The organism is Kribbella sp. NPDC051936, from assembly GCF_040680955.1.
In the GTDB taxonomy this organism is placed as follows: Bacteria; Actinomycetota; Actinomycetes; order Propionibacteriales; family Kribbellaceae; genus Kribbella.
The window spans coordinates 64,867-84,035 of the sequence record NZ_JBFAXS010000008.1; the positions used below are offsets into that span (position 1 = coordinate 64,867).

Annotated in this window: 23 protein-coding genes; 7 read left to right on the forward strand and 16 right to left on the reverse strand. The window is 69.5% G+C overall.

Annotated elements, in window-relative coordinates:
• The first annotated feature begins 44 nt into the window (after positions 1-44).
• The gene (locus tag AB0L64_RS27735; RefSeq protein ID WP_363714656.1) at positions 45-1,529 is read left to right on the forward strand and encodes an FAD-dependent monooxygenase; all 1,485 of its coding nucleotides are present in this window, start codon (positions 45-47) and stop codon (positions 1,527-1,529) included.
• On the opposite strand, the gene AB0L64_RS27740 is transcribed toward AB0L64_RS27735, so the two are convergent.
• Positions 1,513-2,763 (reverse strand): aminotransferase class III-fold pyridoxal phosphate-dependent enzyme, encoded by a 1,251-nt coding sequence (locus AB0L64_RS27740; protein ID WP_363714658.1) that lies wholly within the window; start codon positions 2,761-2,763, stop codon positions 1,513-1,515. The two genes, AB0L64_RS27735 and AB0L64_RS27740, sit on opposite strands and share 17 nt — an antisense overlap.
• Positions 2,764-2,867: 104 nt before the next feature.
• On the opposite strand from AB0L64_RS27740, the gene AB0L64_RS27745 reads away from it, so the two are divergent.
• Positions 2,868-3,962, forward strand: coding sequence for an LOG family protein (locus tag AB0L64_RS27745; protein ID WP_363714660.1), 1,095 nt, complete (start codon positions 2,868-2,870; stop codon positions 3,960-3,962).
• Between the two features lie 11 nt (positions 3,963-3,973).
• Complete coding sequence (locus AB0L64_RS27750; RefSeq protein ID WP_363714662.1) at positions 3,974-4,675, forward strand: alpha/beta hydrolase; 702 nt, start codon at positions 3,974-3,976, stop codon at positions 4,673-4,675.
• A gap of 65 nt (positions 4,676-4,740) precedes the next feature.
• Here the strand turns inward: AB0L64_RS27750 and pdxY are convergent, their stop codons facing one another.
• On the reverse strand, positions 4,741-5,592 hold the full coding sequence (pdxY, locus tag AB0L64_RS27755; protein WP_359930871.1) for a pyridoxal kinase PdxY: 852 nt from the start codon (positions 5,590-5,592) through the stop codon (positions 4,741-4,743).
• A 77-nt stretch (positions 5,593-5,669) separates the two neighbouring features.
• On the opposite strand from pdxY, the gene AB0L64_RS27760 reads away from it, so the two are divergent.
• On the forward strand, positions 5,670-6,365 hold the full coding sequence (locus AB0L64_RS27760; protein WP_363714664.1) for an alpha/beta fold hydrolase: 696 nt from the start codon (positions 5,670-5,672) through the stop codon (positions 6,363-6,365).
• On the opposite strand, the gene AB0L64_RS27765 is transcribed toward AB0L64_RS27760, so the two are convergent.
• The 5 genes from AB0L64_RS27765 to AB0L64_RS27785 all read right to left on the reverse strand — a co-directional run bounded on the left by AB0L64_RS27765 (position 6,349) and on the right by AB0L64_RS27785 (position 10,064).
• Entirely contained in the window at positions 6,349-6,861 is a 513-nt protein-coding gene (locus AB0L64_RS27765) for a DivIVA domain-containing protein (protein WP_363714666.1), read from the reverse strand. The two genes, AB0L64_RS27760 and AB0L64_RS27765, sit on opposite strands and share 17 nt — an antisense overlap.
• Complete coding sequence (gene rlmN / locus AB0L64_RS27770) at positions 6,861-7,979, reverse strand: 23S rRNA (adenine(2503)-C(2))-methyltransferase RlmN (RefSeq protein ID WP_355483639.1); 1,119 nt, start codon at positions 7,977-7,979, stop codon at positions 6,861-6,863. Before rlmN ends, AB0L64_RS27765 begins: the two co-directional genes overlap by 1 nt.
• Before the next feature lie 41 nt (positions 7,980-8,020).
• Positions 8,021-8,326 (reverse strand): SelT/SelW/SelH family protein, encoded by a 306-nt coding sequence (locus tag AB0L64_RS27775; protein WP_363714668.1) that lies wholly within the window; start codon positions 8,324-8,326, stop codon positions 8,021-8,023.
• Positions 8,327-8,409: 83 nt separating this feature from the next.
• Positions 8,410-9,090 (reverse strand): C39 family peptidase, encoded by a 681-nt coding sequence (locus AB0L64_RS27780; RefSeq protein WP_355699290.1) that lies wholly within the window; start codon positions 9,088-9,090, stop codon positions 8,410-8,412.
• A 95-nt stretch (positions 9,091-9,185) separates the two neighbouring features.
• Positions 9,186-10,064: an LLM class flavin-dependent oxidoreductase gene (locus AB0L64_RS27785; protein ID WP_363714671.1), complete on the reverse strand. Its 879-nt coding sequence runs from the start codon at positions 10,062-10,064 to the stop codon at positions 9,186-9,188.
• 61 nt (positions 10,065-10,125) lie between these two features.
• On the opposite strand from AB0L64_RS27785, the gene AB0L64_RS27790 reads away from it, so the two are divergent.
• A complete protein-coding gene (locus AB0L64_RS27790) occupies positions 10,126-10,527 on the forward strand; it encodes a MarR family winged helix-turn-helix transcriptional regulator (RefSeq protein ID WP_363714673.1) in 402 nt (133 codons plus the stop codon).
• A gap of 28 nt (positions 10,528-10,555) precedes the next feature.
• Positions 10,556-11,515 (forward strand): LLM class flavin-dependent oxidoreductase, encoded by a 960-nt coding sequence (locus tag AB0L64_RS27795; RefSeq protein ID WP_363714675.1) that lies wholly within the window; start codon positions 10,556-10,558, stop codon positions 11,513-11,515.
• On the opposite strand, the gene AB0L64_RS27800 is transcribed toward AB0L64_RS27795, so the two are convergent.
• The 6 genes from AB0L64_RS27800 to rpsB form a co-directional block, all read right to left on the reverse strand.
• The gene (locus AB0L64_RS27800; protein WP_363714677.1) at positions 11,505-12,095 is read right to left on the reverse strand and encodes a GNAT family protein; all 591 of its coding nucleotides are present in this window, start codon (positions 12,093-12,095) and stop codon (positions 11,505-11,507) included. The genes AB0L64_RS27795 and AB0L64_RS27800 overlap by 11 nt on opposite strands.
• Entirely contained in the window at positions 12,092-12,940 is an 849-nt protein-coding gene (locus AB0L64_RS27805) for a phosphatidate cytidylyltransferase (protein ID WP_359930845.1), read from the reverse strand. Before AB0L64_RS27805 ends, AB0L64_RS27800 begins: the two co-directional genes overlap by 4 nt.
• Positions 12,940-13,494, reverse strand: coding sequence for a ribosome recycling factor (gene frr, locus AB0L64_RS27810; protein WP_363715530.1), 555 nt, complete (start codon positions 13,492-13,494; stop codon positions 12,940-12,942). The genes AB0L64_RS27805 and frr overlap by 1 nt, the downstream gene beginning before the upstream one ends.
• A gap of 94 nt (positions 13,495-13,588) precedes the next feature.
• The gene (pyrH, locus tag AB0L64_RS27815; protein WP_355699286.1) at positions 13,589-14,350 is read right to left on the reverse strand and encodes a UMP kinase; all 762 of its coding nucleotides are present in this window, start codon (positions 14,348-14,350) and stop codon (positions 13,589-13,591) included.
• Between the two features lie 49 nt (positions 14,351-14,399).
• A complete protein-coding gene (gene tsf / locus AB0L64_RS27820) occupies positions 14,400-15,218 on the reverse strand; it encodes a translation elongation factor Ts (protein ID WP_359930842.1) in 819 nt (272 codons plus the stop codon).
• A 120-nt stretch (positions 15,219-15,338) separates the two neighbouring features.
• Entirely contained in the window at positions 15,339-16,301 is a 963-nt protein-coding gene (gene rpsB, locus AB0L64_RS27825; protein ID WP_363714681.1) for a 30S ribosomal protein S2, read from the reverse strand.
• 285 nt (positions 16,302-16,586) lie between these two features.
• Between rpsB and AB0L64_RS27830 the strand changes: the two genes are divergently transcribed.
• Entirely contained in the window at positions 16,587-17,180 is a 594-nt protein-coding gene (locus AB0L64_RS27830; protein WP_363714683.1) for a M23 family metallopeptidase, read from the forward strand.
• Between the two features lie 3 nt (positions 17,181-17,183).
• Here the strand turns inward: AB0L64_RS27830 and AB0L64_RS27835 are convergent, their stop codons facing one another.
• From AB0L64_RS27835 to AB0L64_RS27845, 3 genes are all read right to left on the reverse strand, one after another.
• The gene (locus AB0L64_RS27835; RefSeq protein WP_359930833.1) at positions 17,184-17,582 is read right to left on the reverse strand and encodes a VOC family protein; all 399 of its coding nucleotides are present in this window, start codon (positions 17,580-17,582) and stop codon (positions 17,184-17,186) included.
• Positions 17,583-17,633: 51 nt separating this feature from the next.
• Positions 17,634-18,113 (reverse strand): Rrf2 family transcriptional regulator, encoded by a 480-nt coding sequence (locus AB0L64_RS27840; RefSeq protein WP_355483615.1) that lies wholly within the window; start codon positions 18,111-18,113, stop codon positions 17,634-17,636.
• An 84-nt stretch (positions 18,114-18,197) separates the two neighbouring features.
• Positions 18,198-19,139 (reverse strand): tyrosine recombinase XerC, encoded by a 942-nt coding sequence (locus tag AB0L64_RS27845; RefSeq protein WP_363714685.1) that lies wholly within the window; start codon positions 19,137-19,139, stop codon positions 18,198-18,200.
• Between the last annotated feature and the right edge of the window lie 30 nt (positions 19,140-19,169).

Consider the following 19,169-nt stretch of genomic DNA (forward strand, 5'->3'; position numbering starts at 1 on the left):
CTTAACAGCGTTAAAGGAAATTGAAGAACGTTAAGGAGATGCTCATGGATGTGGTGATCGCCGGCGCCGGGCCGACCGGGCTGATGCTGGCCGCCGAGCTGCGGCTGGCCGGGATCGACGTCGTCGTGGTCGACGCGCTCCCGGCCCGGACGGGCGAGTCGCGGGCGGGCGGCATTCACGCCCGCACGATGGAGATCTTCGACCAGCGCGGCCTGATGGACCGTCTGCTGCCGCTGGGACGGCCGATCCAGGCGGGCCACTTCGGTGGGCTGCGGATGGAGTTCGGCGACTTCCCGACCCGCTTCCCGTTCACGCTCGGGATCGTGCAGGCGGTCATCGAACGCGAGCTCGAGGCCCACGCGACCGAGCTCGGCGCCACCGTCCGCTGGTCCTCGCCGGTGGTCGGGATCCGTCAGGACGACGACGGGGTCGAGGTCGAGGTGGGCGGCCCGGACGGCGGGGTGATCCGCTGCTCGTTCCTGGTCGGGTGCGACGGCGGGCGCAGTACCGTCCGCAAGCTGGCCGGCATTGGGTTCGACGGCACGGACGCGACGATGGTCGGCATGCTCGCCGACGTCGAGCTGGCCGAGCCGCCGGCCGGCACGGTCTTCGGGCAGCGGCGCGGTTCCGGCGACTTCTCGGTGATCCAGTTCCAGCCGGGCTGGCACCGGCTGATGGTGCAGCGGTACGACCGGGTCCTGGATCGTGCGCACGAGCCGTCGTTCGAGGACTTCCGGGAATCCTTCCGCGAGGTCGCGGGCACCGATTTCGGGATGCACAGCCCGCGGTGGGTCTCGCAGTACGGCGACGCGGCACGGCAGGCCGACCGGTACCGCGAGGGACGGGTGTTCCTGGCCGGGGACGCCGCGCACATCCACTTCCCGGCCGGCGGCCAGGGGCTGAACCTCGGCGTACAGGACGCGGTCAACCTCGGCTGGAAGCTCGCGGCCGTCGTACGCGGCCAGGCGCCGGGCGAACTGCTGGACAGCTACGAGGCCGAGCGTTTCCCGGTCGCTGCGCGCGTGCTGCAGAACACCCGGGCGCAGACCGCCCTGTCACGCCCCGGCGCGCACGTGAACGCGTTGCGCGAGACGTTCACCGGGCTGCTCGACGTCGACGACGTGCGGTTCCGGATCGGCCTGATGATCACCGCCCTCGACCTCGAGTACGACGTGAAGGGCGATCACCCGCTGACCGGACGTCGCGTCCCGGACGCGGACCTCGCTGTCGGAGGCGAGGCCACCCGCATCCATCGCCTACTGACCGCCGGCCGACCCGTTCTGCTGGCCTTCGACGACGGCGTCGTACCGTCCGTCGACGGGTGGGCGGACCGCGTGGACCGCGTCCAGGCGCAGCGCGGCGCCGAGCGCTGGACGATCCCCGGCGTCGGCGACGTGCCCGCGCCGGCCGCGGTACTGATCCGGCCGGACGGATACGTCGCCTGGGCCACGGACGAGCCGGACGCCGAAGGGCTGGACGAGGCGATGACGACCTGGTTCGGTCCCGCGACCGTCAGCGCAGCGTGTTGAACGAGTCGCGGACGATCTCCAGCGCCTCCGCGGCTTCCTCCTCGGTCAGCGTCATCGGCGGCGCCATCCGGAGGACGTTGCCGTAGAGACCGCCCTTGCCGACCAGCAGACCGCGGTCCTTGGTCTCCTGCTGGAGCTTGGCGGTGGCGGCCGCGTCGGGGGCGTTGTCGTCGGGCTTGACGATCTCGGCCGCGAGCATCAGGCCCTTGCCGCGGACGTCGCCGAGCTCGGGGAACTCGTCGGAGATGCCGCGCAGGCCGTCGGCGAGTTGCGCGCCGCGCTTGGCCGCGTTCGCCTGCAGGTCCTTGTCCAGCAGGTAGTCGATGGTGGCCTTCGCGGCGCTGGTCGAGATCGGGTTGCCGCCGAAGGTCGACAGCGAGTTCGCCTTGATGCTGTCCATCAGGTCGCCGCGCGCCACCACGCCGCCGATCGCGAACCCGTTGCCGAGCCCCTTCGCGAACGTCATCGCGTCCGGGACGACGCCGTGCGCCTGGATCCCCCAGAAGTGGTCGCCGGTCCGGCCCCACCCGGTCTGCACCTCGTCGGAGATGAACAGGATCCCGTACTCGTCCAGGACCTCCTTGAACGCGGCGTACAGGCCGTCGGGCGGCGAGGAGAACCCGCCGACGCCCTGGATCGGCTCCGCGATCAGACAGGCGACGTCACCCGCGGTCGTGGTCTCGATGACGTCGCGCAGGTCATCGACGCAGACCTTGACGTATTCCGCGTCGGGCAGGTCCCGGAACGGGCTGCGGTAGCGGTACGCGCCCTGCACGTACTGCACGTTCACCGGCGACAGGCTGCTCGCGGACCAGCCCCGGTTGCCGGTGATCGCGACGGTGCCGAACGCGCGGCCGTGGTACGAGTTGCGCATCGCCAGCACCTGGTTGGAGCGGCGGTTCTGGGTGGCGAGCAGCAGGGCCGTCTCGTTCGCCTCGGTGCCCGAGTTCGCGAAGAACACCTTGGCGTCCGGGATCCCGGACAGCTCGGCGATCTGCTCGGCCAGCTCGATCTGCTTGCGGATCAGGTACACGGTCGAGGTGTGCGCGATCCCGGACCCGAGCTGCTCGCGGACCGCGTCGGAGATCTCCGCGATGTCGTACCCGATCGCGTTGGTGAGGATCCCCGCGAAGAAGTCCAGGTAGGTGTTCCCCTCACCGTCGGTGACCCGGCGGCCGGACCCCTGCACGATCTCGATCGGCTCCTCGTAGTACAACGCGAGCCAAGCCGGCATAACGGCCTTGTGACGCTCCCAGAGCTCCGCATGTGTCATGTCCAACCATTACCTCACCTGATAGAGCACGTCTATCGGGCCGGACAATCGCTAGTGTGCTCAGCGTGACGTTGCCGAGCATTCCGCATGTGGACATCGAGTCCCTGGAGCACTTCGACCGGCTGCTGGCCGCGGGCGCCACCGCGATGACCGGGTGGCGGGTGCAGTCGGTGGATCTGACCGGGCGGACGGCGGAGCTGCTGATGCTGAGGCCGACCGGATCGGTGTTCCTCGGCTGCGCACTCGAGGACAAGGCCGAGCTGTGGATCCGCGACGGCGGCGGGCTGGTGTTCCCGGCGATCCCGGCGCTGCCGTTCGACGCGTACCGCGGGCGGCTGTACGACGCCGACGAGCTGTACGCCGGGATCGAGCACGGGTACGCCGCCACGCCCGACGCGCAGATCTACGCGTGGTCCCGCCAGCACGACGAGCGGGGCGACACGAGCCGGACGCTCGCCGCAGCGCTCCACGACCACGCGATCGCCGACGCTCTGGCGGAACTGCCCGATGACAAGCCTTGGGTCGGCGTGATGGGCGGTCACGGCGTGCTGCGCGGCGACGACAACTACCGGGCCGCGGTGCTGCTCGGTCGTACGCTTGCCCGTCGCAACCAGATGGTCGTCACCGGCGGCGGGCCGGGCGCGATGGAGGCGGCGAACCTCGGCGCGTCGCTCGCGTCGTACGACGATTCCGGTGTCGAGGCCGCGTTGGCCGAACTGGCCGCCGTACCGTCGTTCCGGCCGTCGATCGGCGCCTGGGCCGCAGCCGGGCTCAGCGTGCGCGCCCGCTTCCCCGGCGACGGCGGCGTGTCGATCCCGACCTGGTTCTACGGTCACGAGCCGCCGAACGTGTTCGCCAGGTCGATCGCGAAGTACTTCTCGAACGCCCAGCGCGAAGACGTCCTCCTCGGCCGCGCCCGCGGCGGCATCATCTACCTCCCCGGCGCGGCCGGCACCGTCCAGGAGGTCTTCCAGGCCGTCACCCCCAACTACTACGGCGACGCCGCCACCCAGATCCCGCTGATCCTGGTAGGTATCGACCACTGGACGGTGCGACTCCCCGTCTGGCCGCTCCTGGAGTCCCTCGCCACCAGCCGCCCACTCGCACGGTCGATCCACCTCGTCGACACCATCGACGACGCCGCCGCCCTCGTCGGCTGAAAATGGTCTCCATGGGTGAGTTCGTGTTGGTACCGGGGGCTCGGCTGGGAGCCTGGGCTTGGGACGCCGTCACGGAGAGGCTGCGGGACGCCGGGCATGCGGTGTACGCGGTGACTCTGAGCGGACTGGCGGAGCGGCAGGGGCCGGGCTCGGAGCGGGTCGGGCAGCAACAGCACGTCGACGACATCGTCTCGGTGATCGAGGGCAACGACTTGTACGACGTGGTGCTGGTCGGGCACAGCTACTCGGGGATCCCGGTCGGGCAGGCAGCCGGGCAGATCGGAGACCGGCTGCGCCGCGTCGTGTACGTCGACTCGAGCATTCCGGCTGACGGCCTCTCGTTCGCCGACGGGTGGTCGGACGACGACAAGGCCTGGCTGGAGGAGCAGCTGCTCGAAGGCGACGGCACCTGGCTGCCGGCCGGGGCGGAGCACTTCGTCGACCAGGACCTGTCCGACGAGGCTGTCAGCCGGCTCGTGTCCCGCAGTACGCCGCACCCCGGCCTGACGCTGACGCAGCCCGCACGGCTGACCAGGCCGATCGGTGAGCTGCCGACGACGTACGTCAAATGCCTCATGGCGGGTGACGAGCCTGCTCCCGACGTACAGCAGGAGCTGAAGTCACCGCAGTGGCAGCTGGTCGAGATGCGGACCGGTCACTGGCCGATGCTCTCCCAGCCGGCCGAGCTGGCGAGGATCCTCGCGGCGGTCTGAGCCAGCGGTCTGGGTCAGCGGTCTGGGTCAGCGGTCTGGGTCAGCGGTCTGGGTCAGCGAACCAGTCAGGCGACCTGGCGCGGCGTGAACTGCATCTGCGGGGCGGCGTACGCGTCCTGCGACTCGACGAGCTGCAGTTCACGCTCCCCCGACTCATGCGTGCGCGTGAGCAGGTCGAAGACGCTCGAGGTCGTCCGGGCGAGCGCCTCGGCCAGATCGCCGGTCCGACGGTAGTGCGCCGTGAAGAGCGCTGCCGTCACGTCACCCGAGCCGTTCGCCTTCATCGGGATGTGTGGCGTCTGCACGAGCCAGGCGCCGCTGTCGTCGACGGCCAGCATCTCGATCGTGCCGTCCTCGCGGTCGGGACGCTCGACGCTCGTGACGAGCACCGTCCGCGGCCCGGTCGCGCGCACCAGCTCCACCGAGGCCAGCGTGGACTCGAGGGTGTCCGGCTCGGTGCCGGTCAGGAAGCCCAGCTCGAACTGGTTGGGTGTGATGATGTCGGCCGCCGGAACCACCCGGTCGCGGAGCAGCACCGGGATGGCGGGAGCGACGAAGCAGCCGGACTTCGCGTTCCCCATCACCGGGTCGCACGAGTACACCGCCGCCGGATTGGCCGCCTTGACCCGCTTCACAGCCTCCAGGATGACGTCGGCGATCCCCTCGCCGCCCTGGTAGCCCGACAGGACCACGTCGATCTGCGGCAGGACCCCGCGCTCCTCGATCCCGAGCAGGACCTCGCGCACGTCGTCCGGACTGATCAACGGGCCCCGCCACGCGCCGTACCCGGTGTGGTTCGAGAAGTTCACCGTGTAGACCGGCAGCACCTCCACGCCGATGCGCTGGAGCGGGAACACAGCGGCCGAGTTGCCCACGTGCCCGTACGCGACCGCGGACTGGATCGAGAGAATCTTCACCGCTCGATCATGCCCGTTCGGACCGGCGCCCGTGCAAGCGGGTCGGATTGTCGGTGGGGTGGTTTACGGTGCGCAGCATGGCGAACTTTGTGTTGGTGCCGGGGGCGTGGCTCGGGGCGTGGGCCTGGGACGAGGTCGCGGGCGTGCTGCGAGCCGAGGGCCACGACGTGTATGCGGTGACCCTGAGCGGGCTGGCTGAGCGGCACGGCGAGGATGCGGGCCAGCAGCAGCATGTCGAGGACGTCGTGGCCGTGGTCGAGGACAACGACCTGCGCGACGTCGTGCTCGCCGGGCACAGCTACTCCGGGATCCCGGTGGGGCAGGCGGCGGGCCGGATCGGGGACCGGCTGCGCCGGGTGGTGTACGTCGACTCGAACATCCCGGCCGACGGGCAGTCCTTCGTCGACGGCTGGTCGGCGGAGGGTCAGGCCTGGGTCCGCGGCCAGATGGAGAGCGCCGACGGTTACTGGCCGCCGCTGACCGCGGAGGACTATGTCGGCCAGGACCTGTCCGACGAGAGCGTCGCGTTGATTCTGGAGCGCGGCACGCCGCATCCCGGCCGATCGATCACCGAGCCGGCTCAGTTGATCAAGCCGATCGGCGAGCTGCCCACGACGTACATCAAGTGCCTGATGGACGGGGCGACGCCCTCGTCGGCCGTGGTCGAGCAGCTCTCCTCCCCGTCCTGGGAGCTGCTGGAGTTGGACACAGGCCACTGGCCGATGTTCTCCCAGCCGGCCGCGCTCGCGAAGCTCCTCACCGAGCTCCGCTGAGCCATGCCTCCGCGGTGTCGAGGAACGCGTCGACCTCTTCGATGTCGTACCCCTCGGAGAGCCGCGTCGGGCTGAACTGCACCCTGCGGACTTCCTGCGCCGTCACCGGCCGGCTGACCGGGCGGCCGTTCACGGTCGCCATCACGCGGTCGACGAAATCGTCGACCTCGTCCACGGCGTACCCCTCACGCAGCCGGACCGTGCTGAACTGCGGCGCCGGACGTCCTCCGGGCTCCGCCGCGACCGCGGGCTCAGCCGCCGGTTGCCCAGGCAGCCAGCGTTCTGCCTCTGCGAGGAAATCGTCGACGTCCTCGACCGGATACCCGGGGCCGAGCAGCGGCGTACGAAAGGCAGCACCGCGGATCTCGTCGCGGGTGACGTCCGGCCCGACGGACCGGCGTTCGGCCGTCGCGAGGATGCGCGCGACCAGGGCGTCCACCTGTCCGCAGTCGTAGCGCTGCCCGAGCCGGCGCACCCGGAACTCGGGCTTCAGCATCAGGACTCGCTCGCGGCGAGCTGACCGCAGGCGCCGTCGATCTCCTGACCCCGGGTGTCGCGGACGGTGACCGGGATCCCGCCGGCCTCGAGGCGGCGGACGAACTCGCGCTCGTCGGCCGGGTCGGACGCGGTCCACTTGGAGCCCGGTGTCGGGTTCAGCGGGATCAGGTTGACGTGCACCCAGCCCCAGTCGCCGCGGGCGTTGAGCTTCTCGGCGAGCAGGTCGGCCCGCCAGGCGTGGTCGTTGATGTCGCGGATCATCGCGTACTCGATCGAGACCCGCCGCTTGGTCTGCCGCGCGTACCCCCAGGCCGCGTCCAGCACCTCGTCGACCTTCCAGCGGTTGTTGATCGGCACCAGCTCGTCACGCAGCTCGTCGTCCGGCGCGTGCAGCGACAGCGCGAGCGTGACCGGGATCCCCTCGGTCGCCAGCTGGTTGATCCGCGGCACGAGCCCGACCGTCGACACGGTGACGCCGCGCGCGGAGATCCCGAGGCCTTCGGGCGACGGGTCCGTGAACCGCCGGACGGCGCCCATCACGGCCTTGTAGTTCGCCATCGGCTCGCCCATGCCCATGAACACGATGTTCGACACCCGGCCCGGGCCGCCGGCGATCTCGCCGCGGGCGAGCGCCCGCGCGCCGTCGACGACCTGCTCGACGATCTCGGCGGTCGTCATGTTGCGGGTCAGGCCGCCCTGGCCGGTCGCGCAGAACGGGCACGCCATCCCGCAGCCGGCCTGCGAGGACACGCACATCGTCGCGCGGCCCGGATACCGCATCAGGACGGACTCGACCAGCGAGCCGTCGAGCAGTTTCCAGAGCGTCTTGCGGGTCTCCCCGTTGTCGCACTCCAGGTCGCGGACCCGGGTCAGCAGCGGCGGCATCAGGTCCGCCACCAGCTTGTCGCGGGTCGCGGCCGGCAGATCGGTCATCTCGGCGGGGTCGGACACCAGCCGGGAGAAGTAGTGGTTGGACAGCTGCTTGGCGCGGAACGCGGGCTCGCCGAGCGCGGCCACCGCCGTCCGCCGTTCCTCCCCGGTGAGGTCGGCCAGGTGCCGCGGCGGCTTCTTGGCACGGCGCGGCTCATCGAACACAAGAGGCAGGGAGGTAGACATAACCGACCTATTGTCGCCCGCCGGCGGGACGCTTCACAAATTCACATCCCATGACCCGCATCACCCGGCTTGCGGTCGGAGTGCCCGAGTTTGCGGTCCGGAGCGATCCGGTCCCGCACCAGCTGCTTCAAGAACGGGATCTCGGCGAACCCGCCCTCGGACTTCCGCGACCACAACAGCTCCCCGTCGAGGCTGACGTCGAACACTCCCCCGGTCCCCGGCACGAGCGCCACTTCACCGAGCTCCTTCGGGAAGGTCGTCAGCAGCTCCTGCGCCGTCCACGCCGCCCGCATCAGCCACCGGCACTGCGTGCAGTACTCGATCTCCAACCGCGGCGCTCGACTCACGCCCTCACCGTACCGGCCGACGTTGTGCACCAGATCCGTGTCTCAGCGCGGTCGCCGTACGGATCTGGTGCACAAAGCGGGCCTCAGGCCGAGTAGCCCTTCGGCGGGATGAGGGTGGCCAGTTGGTTGAAGGTCAGCCAGTACGTCGCGGTGGGCGCGAAGCCGGCCGGGTCGGCGATCAGGACAGTCTGGTCGCTGTCGTCGTACCCGATCACCGTGAAGTAGTGGTAGATCGTGTAGTTCGGGTAGCCCGGCGGGTGGTTGCTCGCCGGGGCGACGATGTTGGCGACGATCGGGTAGTTGTTGTTGATGTCGAGGACGACGTCGCGCCAGAGCAGGTCACGTTGCGCCTGGGTGGGCGGGTCGTTCGGCATCTCCTTGGTCTCGTACCAGCCGGTGCCGAGGTGGTTGTTGAGCACCCGGGTGACCTGACCGATCCAGTCGGTGCCGTTGGTCGTGGTGGGCAGCTCGTTGGCCAGTTGCTGCTGACTCGGCGGGGAGATCCGGGCCGAGAGCGCGATCCGGGTCGCGGCCGGGCCGCACCAGTAGCCGGTCTGCTGGTACTGGAAGTCGATGTTCAGCGTCTTGAGGGTCTGCGTCGAGTAGCCGAGCTTCGGGACCGGCTTGCTCGCCGCGATCGCTTCGGCGGACACAGCCTGTGCCGCAGCTTGCGGTGCGGCGGTGGCCGCGTTCACCGGAAGCGCCGCGGCCGTGATGAGGGCGAGACCGCACAGGGCGGCCTTGAACTTCGTCGTGGGGATCATGTCAGCTCCTCACTGGACGACCGGGGCGGATCGTCCGGTTTGATCCTGACACGACGTATTGCAGTGTGGTGAAAAAATCACCAACCCTTTCCAGATCAGTCGAAAGGCTCGATGAACTCGCGGACCAGCCAGCGCACCGCCCGCTCCGGATACGGCCGGGGCAGCGACAAGACGATGTGGTCGAACCCGAGGCCGACAGCCTTCCGTACGATCTCGCGGGTCCCGGCCGGGTCGTCGTACGAGACGATCTGCTGCAGCGAGCGGCTGATCGTCGACGGGTCGCGGCCGATCCGCTCGCATTCCAGATCCAGGCGGCGGGCCCGATCGGCCAGCGTGTCGAGGTCGGTGTGCGGCGGCCCGCTGATGTTCCAGACGTCGGCGTACTCCGCGATCAGCCGCATCATCCGGTTTCCCCAACCGCCGATCAGCAGCGGCGGGCCGCCGGCCTGGACCGGCTTCGGCGCGCTGCGGGTGCGCTCGAGTGTGTAATACCGGCCGTCGAAGTCGAACTCGTCCTCCCTCCACATCAGGCGCAGGATCTCGATCGTTTCACGCAACCGCTCGACCCCCTCGCCCGGCGGCACGAGCGTCAGCCCGTAGGCGGCGTACTCCTCGATCGCGGGATTCGGGCCCGTGGGTTGGTGGGTACCGCCGGCGCCGAGCCCCATCACCAGGCGGCCGCCTGAGATCACGTCCAGGGTGCCGGCGATCTTGCCGAGGACGGCCGGCGGGCGGATCCGGTTGCTCGTGACCAGCAGGCCGAGACGGAGCCGCGTGGTCTGCGCGGCGAGCGCGGTCAGCAGGGTCCAGCCCTCGAGGACGTCGCCGTTCTTCGGGCCGGCGAGCGGGAGGAAGTGGTCCCACAGCCAGGCGTCGCGGATCCGCGGCTCCTCGTCCGCCTCCAGCCAGACGCGGCGGATGTCGGCGTACGGGACGTGCATCGGGGTGGTCTTCAGACCGAACGTCAGCTCCATAATCGTCAGGATAACTGATGATCAGGTCTACTGACGATCAGCGGCCCGGTAGATTTGACCTATGTCTGACCGGCTCGGGTACCTGCTGAAACACGTCCTCGCGCAGCTGACCGAGGCGCAGACCGCGGCCTTGGCGCCGTACGGCGTGACCGGGCGGGATCTGGCCGTGCTGTCGGCGATCGCGGCCGGCGAGCCGCTGTCCCAACTGGAGGTCGCGGCCCGGCTGCGGGTGGACCGGACGTCGATCGGCGATCTGCTCGACGGACTCGAGGACCGCGGGCTCGTCGAACGCCGGCGCAGCGCCGAGGACCGGCGGCGGAACGTCGTCGCACTGACGCCGCAAGGCGAGTCGACCTTCGCTTCCGCGGAGCGGATCCGCCTGGAGGTGGAACGGGAGTTCCTCTCTCCCCTCCCGGACGGCGCGCGGTTCCGGGAAGAGTTGCGGCTGCTGCTGGGGGAATGACGACTCCAGCGCGTCAGTTGGACTCTGCATGCTCTCCGTGCCGCTGTCAGTCCTGGACCGCTCGCGGACGCGGGCCGGCGAGTCCGAGGCGGAGACGCTGCGGGCGACCGTCGATCTCGCTCAGCAGGTGGAAGAGCTTGGTTACAAGCGTTTCTGGGTGTCGGAGCACCACAGCGTGCCAGGAGTGGTCGGCTCCGCGCCGACAGTGCTGGCCGCGGCTGTTGCCGCCCGCACGGATCGGATCCGGGTCGGCACCGGCGGCGTGATGCTGCCGAACCACAACCCGCTCGTCGTGGCGGAGCAGTTCGGCGTACTGGAGTCGTTGTCCCCGGGCCGGATCGACATGGGGCTCGGGCGCTCGGTCGGCTTCACCAACGGCGTACGGCGCGCGCTCGGCGTCGGCAAGGACGCGGCGGAGGACTTCACCGCGCAGGTGCAGGAGCTCCTCGGGTACCTCGCCGGCACGTCGGACGTCCACGCCCGACCAGGCGAAGGACTGCGCATCCCGCCGTTCATCCTGGCCGTCGGTGAGGGCGCCTCCATCGCGGCGACGCTGGGCCTGCCTCTGGTGCTGGCCGCGCGTCCCGACTCGGCCGCGCTGCTCGAGGACTACCGGAGCGCGTTCCGGCCGTCCGCCTGGGCGTCCGAGCCGTACGTCATCCTTGCTGTCACCGCCGCGATCGCCGATTCGACCGAGGCCGCGCGGCAGCTCTTGCTGCCCGAGGCATGGTCAGCGGCGTACTCGCGGACGCGTGGCGTGTTTCCCCCGCTGCAGCCCGACGTGCCGGAGTCGATGACCGCGCGGGAGCAGGAGTTCTTCGAGAACGCGCTCCGCGGACAGATCTACGGAACGCCCGCGGACGTCGACGAAGCGCTCGGCGACCTGGTACGACGAACCGCGGCGGACGAACTGCTGATCACCACGAACACCTTCGACCGTGGCGCGTTGCTCGCGAACTACGCCGCGCTGGCGAAGCTCACCGGCTGATCCGGTCCTCCAGCCGCTTCCGCACATCCGGCCACTCGTCGGCCAGGATCGAGAACACCACCGTGTCGCGGAACGAGCCGTCGGCCATCAGCATGTGCCGGCGCAGCACGCCCTCCCGGGTCGCGCCGAGCTTGGCGATCGCCGCCTGCGAGCGGGTGTTCTTCGAGCCGGTCTGGATCTTCACGCGACCGAATCCGCAGACCTCGAAGGCGTGCTCGAGCAGCAGGAGCTTCGTGGCCGGATTCACCGCCGTACCCCAGACAGCTGGCGTGTACCCCGTCCAGCCGAGGTGGATTCGCTCGTTCAGCACGTCGACGTCGCCGAGGCTCGACGTACCGACGACGGTGCCGTCGGCAACCAGGCGGACGACGTACGCGAACCGCTTGGCCGCGGCCGGGATCCACTTCGCGCGCATCTCGTCCGCGCTCGCCGGCATCGCGGCCGGCCCGCCGCCGAACCCACCGGCGTACACCTGCTCGTTGCCGATCGCCGCATACAGCTCGTCGATGTCGGATTCCTGCATCCGATCGAGCCGCACGACGTCGCCGACCAGCGACCGTCCGTCCGGAGCAACGGTCATGGTTTCACCAGCAGATGAAGGAGCAGCCAGACGATCGGCGCCGTCGCGAGCAGGGAGTCCAGCCGGTCCATCACGCCGCCGTGCCCGGGCAGCAGGTTCGACATGTCCTTGATGCCCAGGTCGCGCTTGATCATCGACTCGCCGAGGTCGCCGACCGTCGCGGTCACCACCGCGACCGCGCCGACGATCGCGCCGGCCCACCAGTCACCGTCCAGCAAGAAGACGACGGACGCGATCCCGGCCCCGATACACGCGAGCGTCGAACCGGCGAAGCCCTCCCAGGACTTCTTCGGACTGATCGTCGGCGCCATCGGATGCTTGCCGAACAGCACGCCCGCGACGTAGCCACCGACATCGCTGGCGACCACGACCAGGAAGAACGTCACCACGCGCCCCGGACCGTCCGCCTCCGGCTGCACCAGCAGGATCGCGAACCCGGCGAGCAGCGGAACGTAGCCGATCAGGAACACCCCGGCGCTCACGTCCCGGACGAATCCGACCGATCCACCCGGCATCCGCCAGAAGATCGTCCCGAGGACGGTGATGCCGAGCGCCACGAGCAGCGCCATCGGTCCACCGAAGTACGCCGCCACGAGCATGGCCGCCGTACCGGCGAACAGCGGGACCCGCGGGATCACCGCGCCGCCGGTCCGCAGCGCCTTCATCATCTCGTCGACCGCGACCAGGACGACCACCAGCACGAGAACGACGAACAGGACCTTCTGCCAGTACAGCGATCCGAGGATCAGGGCGCCGAGCCCGACCCCCACCGCGATCGCCGCAGGCAGATTACGCCCGGCACGGCTCGGGCTGGGGCTCGGCGCAGGCGTGCTCTCGACGCCCATCACACCTCGAGCAGTTCGGCTTCCTTGTGCTTGAGCAGCTCGTCGATGGAGTCGACGTACTTCTTCGTCAACCCGTCGAGCCGCTTCTCAGCACTCTTGCCCTCGTCCTCGCCGGCTTCGCCGTCCTTGACGGTCTTGTGCACCTGGTCCATGGCGTGCCGGCGGATGTTGCGCATCGAGACCTTGGCTTCCTCGGCCTTGGTCTTCGCGACCTTGATGTACTCCTTGCGCCGCTCCTCGGTCAGCTGCGGCATCACCACCCGGATCACCGCGCCGTCGTTGCCCGGGTTCACGCCCAGGTCCGAGTCGCGGATCGCCTTCTCGATCGCCGCCATCGCGCCCTTGTCGTACGGCGAGATCAGCACGGTCCGGGGCTCCGGCACCTGGAAACCGGCCAGCTGCTGCAGCGGAGTCGGGCTGCCGTAGTAGTCGGCCAGGATGCTCGCGAACATCTGCGGGTGCGCCCGGCCGGTGCGGATCGCGGCGAAGTCGTCCTTCGCAACCTCCACGGCCTTGGCCATCTTCTGCTCGGCATCGCGGAGAGCTTCGTCGATCACGACATTCCTCGCTTCCTCAGGCCGCATCGGCGCGGCCGGTCCTACTTCGCCTGTGTCCAACGATCCTAGTGGTACGCCGTGCTACGCCCGGTTATTGCCCCCGGGAGACGACAGTACCGATCTTCTCGCCGTGGATCACCCGGGCGATGTTGCCCTCCTCGAGACCGAAGATGACGATCGGCAGGGCGTTGTCGCGGGCCAGGCTGATCGCGGTGGCGTCGGCGACCCGGAGCCCGCGGGCCAGGAAGTCGTCGTACGACAGCTGGTCGAACTTCACCGCGTCCGGGTTCTTCTTCGGGTCGGAGTCGTAGACGCCGTCGACACCCTGCTTGCCCATCAGCAGGGCCTCGGCGCCGACCTCCAGCGCCCGCTGGGCGGCGACCGTGTCGGTGGAGAAGTACGGCATGCCGGAGCCGGCGCCGAAGATCACCACGCGCCCCTTCTCCAGATGCCGCTCGGCCTTGCGCGGGATGTACGGCTCCGCGACCTGGCCCATCGTGATCGCGGTCTGCACCCGGGTCTCGATGCCGAGCTTCTCCAGGAAGTCCTGCAGCGCCAGGCAGTTCATCACGGTGCCGAGCATGCCCATGTAGTCGGCGCGGTTGCGCTCCATCCCGCGCTGCTGGAGCTCGGCGCCGCGGAAGAAGTTGCCGCCGCCGACCACGACTGCGACCTGGACGCCGGACCGGGCCACGTCGGCGATCTGCTTGGCGATCGAGTTCACCACGTCGGGGTCGACGCCGAGCTTGCCGCCGCCGAACACCTCACCCGAGAGCTTCAGCAGCACCCGGTGATAGGCGGGCGAGAACGGCGAAGAGGCCGGACTCGTCTCGGTACCCAGGGTTTCCGTCACGATTCCGGCCTCCTCGTTCGTTGACTGTGTGCTCAGATCCTTCGCGGGATCAGGCGCCGACCTCGAAGCGGGCGAACCGCTTCACGGTGACACCGGCCTCGTCGAGCACAGCCTTCACGGACTTCTTGTTCTCCGTGACCGACGGCTGCTCCAGCAGCACGACGTCCTTGAAGAACCCGTTCACCCGGCCCTCGACGATCTTCGGCAGGGCGCCTTCCGGCTTGCCCTCCTCGCGCGCGGTCGCCTCGGCGATGCGCTTCTCGTTCTCGACCGTCTCGGCCGGGACCTCGTCGCGGGTTGTGTACAGCGGGCGCATCGCGGCGGCCTGCATGGCGGCGCCCCGGGCAGCCTCGACGTCGTCGCCCTCGAACTCGACGAGCACGCCGACCTGGGCCGGCAGGTCCGCGGCGCGCTTGTGCATGTACGCCGTGACCTTGCCGTCGAAGACGGCCACCTTGCCGAGCTCCAGCTTCTCGCCGATGACGGCGGCCAGCGCCTCGATGTTCTCGGCGACCGACTTGCCGTCGGTGAGCTTCTCGTTGAGCAGACCCTCGACGTCCCCGACCTTGCTCGCCGCGGCGTGCGCGACGATGTCGGCGGCGAGCTGCTGGAACTGCTCGTTCTTGGCGACGAAGTCGGTCTCGCAGTTCAGCTGGACCAGCGCGTTCTCCGCCGCGGCCACCAGGCCGTTGGTGGCGGACCGCTCGGCGCCACGCTTCTGGGCCTTGGCCGCGCCCTTGATGCGCAGCTCCTCGATGGCCTTCTCGAAGTCGCCGTCGGTGGCCTCGAGCGCCTTCTTCGCGTCCATCATGCCCGCGCCGGTGGTGTCGCGGAGCTTCTTCACGTCAGCGGCGGTGTAGTTCGCCATTCCTCGTTCTCTCGTCTTGTCTGGTGCGGCTGGGTGGACGGGCTGCCTGCAAGGCCCCGCTTCGAGGCCTCGCGGCGTAGCCCGGCGCCGCCCGGCGTGAACCGGGCGGCATACGGGCTGTCAGGCCTCGTCGGCCTTCGGCGCCTCGGCGGCCGGGGTCTCCTCGACGGCGGGGGTTTCCTCGGCCTTGGCCTCGGTCACCACAGCGTCGGTCGCGACCGGCTCGGTCAGCACGTCGGTCGCCGGGGCGGCCTCGGCAGCGTCGGTCGCCGGGGCGGCCTCGGCGGCCTTCGCCTCAGCGGCGCTGTTCTGGCTCTCCAGCAGCTCGCGCTCCCAGGCTGCCAGCGGCTCCTCCTGGCCCAGCTCCTCACCGGCCGCGGCGGCGCCCTGGCCCGAGCGGCCCATCAGGCCGTCGGCGACGGCGTCGGCGACCACGCGGGTCAGCAGGCCGACCGAGCGGATGGCGTCGTCGTTCCCCGGGATCGGGTAGTCGACCTCGTCCGGGTCGCAGTTGGTGTCCAGGATGCCGATGATCGGCAGCTTCAGCTTGCGCGCCTCGTCGACGGCGAGGTGCTCCTTCTTGGTGTCCACGATCCACACGGCGGCCGGAACCCGGGCCATGTCGCGGATACCGCCGAGGGTCTTGAGCAGCTTGTCGTGCTCGCGACGCTTCTGCAGCAGCTCCTTCTTGGTGACACCGGAGGCGGCGACGTCGTCGAAGTCGATGAGCTCGAGCTCCTTGAGGCGCTGGAGCCGCTTGTTCACGGTCTGGAAGTTCGTCAGCATGCCGCCCAGCCAGCGCTGGTTCACGTACGGCATCCCGACCCGGGTCGCCTGCTCGGCGATCGCTTCCTGCGCCTGCTTCTTGGTGCCGACGAACAGGATCGCGCCGCCGGACGCCACGGTGCTGCGGACGAACTCGTACGCGCGGTCGATGTAGGACAGCGACTGCTGCAGGTCGATGATGTAGATGCCGTTGCGCTCGGTGAGGATGTAGCGCTTCATCTTCGGGTTCCAGCGCCGGGTCTGGTGCCCGAAGTGCACGCCGCTCTCGAGCAGCTGCTTCATGGTCACGACGGCCATGAGGTGTCTCCTTATTGCGACCCGGATCGTCCCGGGTCTACTCGGTTGTCTCGCCTCGGATCGGATGATCCGCAGCTCCTGATGCCCGTCGCGCGACTCCGCCCGGATCACTCCGGGACCGCTGGAACCGACGCACTTGTGCGGGCATGCGTAGTCGCCCCACCTAGGTGTGGCGCCACCGGAAGTGTACGGGACCACGGCCGCCGGACGCGAACCGGCCCCCGTTGTCCACAATTCCGGATCCGGCCGGTCGAATCCGGCCCCGACCACGGCATCTTCCCTGGCATGACCCTCGCCGTCCTGACCCTCGCCGCCCTCCCACCCGCACCCCCTGCCGCCTGGCCGTTACAGCCGCGCCCCGAGATCGTGCGCGGCTTCGAGCTACCCGCGAAACCTTGGCTCCCCGGCCACCGCGGCGTCGACCTCGCCGGCCGCGTCGGCCAGCCCGTCCTCGCCGCCAGTCCCGGCCAAGTCACGTACGCCGGCCCGCTCGCCGGCCGTGGCGTCGTCACGATCACGACCGGCCCCCGCCGTACGACGTACGAACCGGTCGTCCCCGAGGTCGCCGTCGGAGCTACCGTCACCACCGGCACCGTCATCGGCCGCCTGTCCGCCGCGGGCTCGCATTGCCTGCCCCGAGCCTGCCTGCACTGGGGCCTCCTGCACGGCAAGCGGTACCTGAATCCCCTCACCCTGCTCCCCCGCCGCCCGATCCGCCTGCTTCCGCTCACCGCCCAACCAGCAGTCAACTCAGTCGGCAACCCAGCTGACAAACCGGCAGGCGACCCGCCCGACGGCAGCCGGCGCGCGGCCAAGCTCGTCATCGCCGCCACGGCAGCGCTCACGCTGACGGCCGGCCTGCTGATCAGGCGCGAATAGGGCTCATTCGTGCGGCAGGTTCAGCTGCCACGACACCCCGTACCGGTCGTTCACCCAGCCGAACTTCTTGCTGAACCCGTAGTCCCCCAGCGGCATCAGCTCGCCGCCGCCCTCGCTCAGCGCGCCGTACAGCCGCTCCAGCTCTGCCTCGTCCCTGCAGTCCACGAACAACGACATCGAAGGAGTGAAGGTGAAGCCATGATGCAGATAGCTGTCACTGCACATGAACTCCTGCCCGGCCAGCCGGAAGACGGCAACCATCACGGAGCCCTCGGGCCCCGGCCCCTCGGCGCCGTACTTGACCATCGACACGACCTCGGCATCGTCGAACAGCGACTGGTAGAAGCTCATCGCCTTCTCCGCGCCGCCCTCGAACATGAGAAACGTCTTGATCTGCTGCATCGCCCATCTCCTTCAGTCGTGACTTATATAAGCCACGACTGTAACACTGGATCAGCTCCCGGGGACCCGCGCCTGCCAGGCATCCTCGTCGCGCGAGCGGCGCTCCACGCCGGCCGGCAGCTTGTTCTTGGCGAGATCGACCAGCGTGGTGTTCTCGAGGACGTCCCGCAGACTGGCGCGCGCCGCGATCCAGACGCGCTGCAGGACGACCGCATGCTCGTTGTACGTGACGCTTTCCGGCCGGACGCCGGAGATGCTCACGATCGGGCCGTCGACAGCCCGCATCACGTCGGCGACGGAGATCTCGTTCGGGTCGACGGCCAGCCGCCAGCCGCCCGACTGCCCACGCTGGCTCGACAGCACGCCGGCCCGGCGCAGGTCGGCGAGAATGCCCTGGAGGAACCCGTGCGGAATGCCCTGCGCCCGGCTCAGTTCCTCGGCCGACACCACCGCCGGGTCGCCCGCGACCCATCGCTGGGTGATCTCGATCAGAGCTCGCAACGCATAGTCAGACTTCGCCGAAACCCGCATGTCCCGCAGTCTGCCGCATCCCGGCGCCCACACGCCGCATCACCCGCGAACATCCCTCGGCCCGAACCGCCCGAGCGCATGCCCTCAGGCCCGCGGATGGGCCTGCTGGTAGGCCTGCCGAAGGCGATCGGTGGAGACGTGGGTGTAGATCTGCGTGGTCGCGAGCGACGCGTGCCCGAGGAGTTCCTGGACGCTCCGCAGGTCCGCGCCGCCCTCGAGAAGATGCGTGGCCGCGGTATGACGCAGTCCGTGCGGACCGAGATCGGGTGCGTCGACGACGGCGATCCGCTGGTGCACCATCCGCCGTACGGTCCGCTGGTCGATCCGGCCGCCACGCGCCCCGAGAAAGGCCGCCGGCCCACTCCCCTCGCGCACCAGCTTCGGCCGCGCCTCGAACAGCCATCGCTCGAGCGCCTGCCCGGCCGGCACCCCGTACGGGACCGACCGCTCCTTCCGCCCCTTGCCGAAGACTCGTACGACGCGACGTTCCCGGTCGACGTCGTCGACATCGAGAGCGCACAGCTCGCCGACGCGAATACCCGTTGCGTAGAGCAACTCCATGATCGCGAGATCCCGCAGCCCGACCGGACTGCCGTCGTCCGCCGCGACTCCGGCTGCGTCGAGCACAGCCCGGGTGTCGGCCTCGCCGAGCACCCCGGGGAGGCTCTTGTGCGCCTTGGGGCTCGCCAGCAGCGCTCCCGGATCCGTGTCGATCCGCCCGGTCCGCTGCGCCCACGCCGTGAACACCCTCGCGGCCGTCGCACGGCGAGCCATCGTGCTGCGGGATTTCCCCAGACTTTGCTGTTTGGCCAGCCAGGACCGTAATCCCCGGATGTCCAACTGCCCGAGATCATCGTGACCAAGCCGAATCAAATGTTCGACTAAATCAGCGACGTCTCCGATGTAGGCTCTCACCGAGTGAGTGCTGAGGTCTCTTTCCGCCGTCAGATGCCTTTCGTAGTCAGCCAGTAACGCAGCGAAACCCTCCGGCCAGGAACGGTTTCCACTGACTTCGTCCGGCGTCATGGCTCGACGATGCGTGAGGTGGCCCGGCAT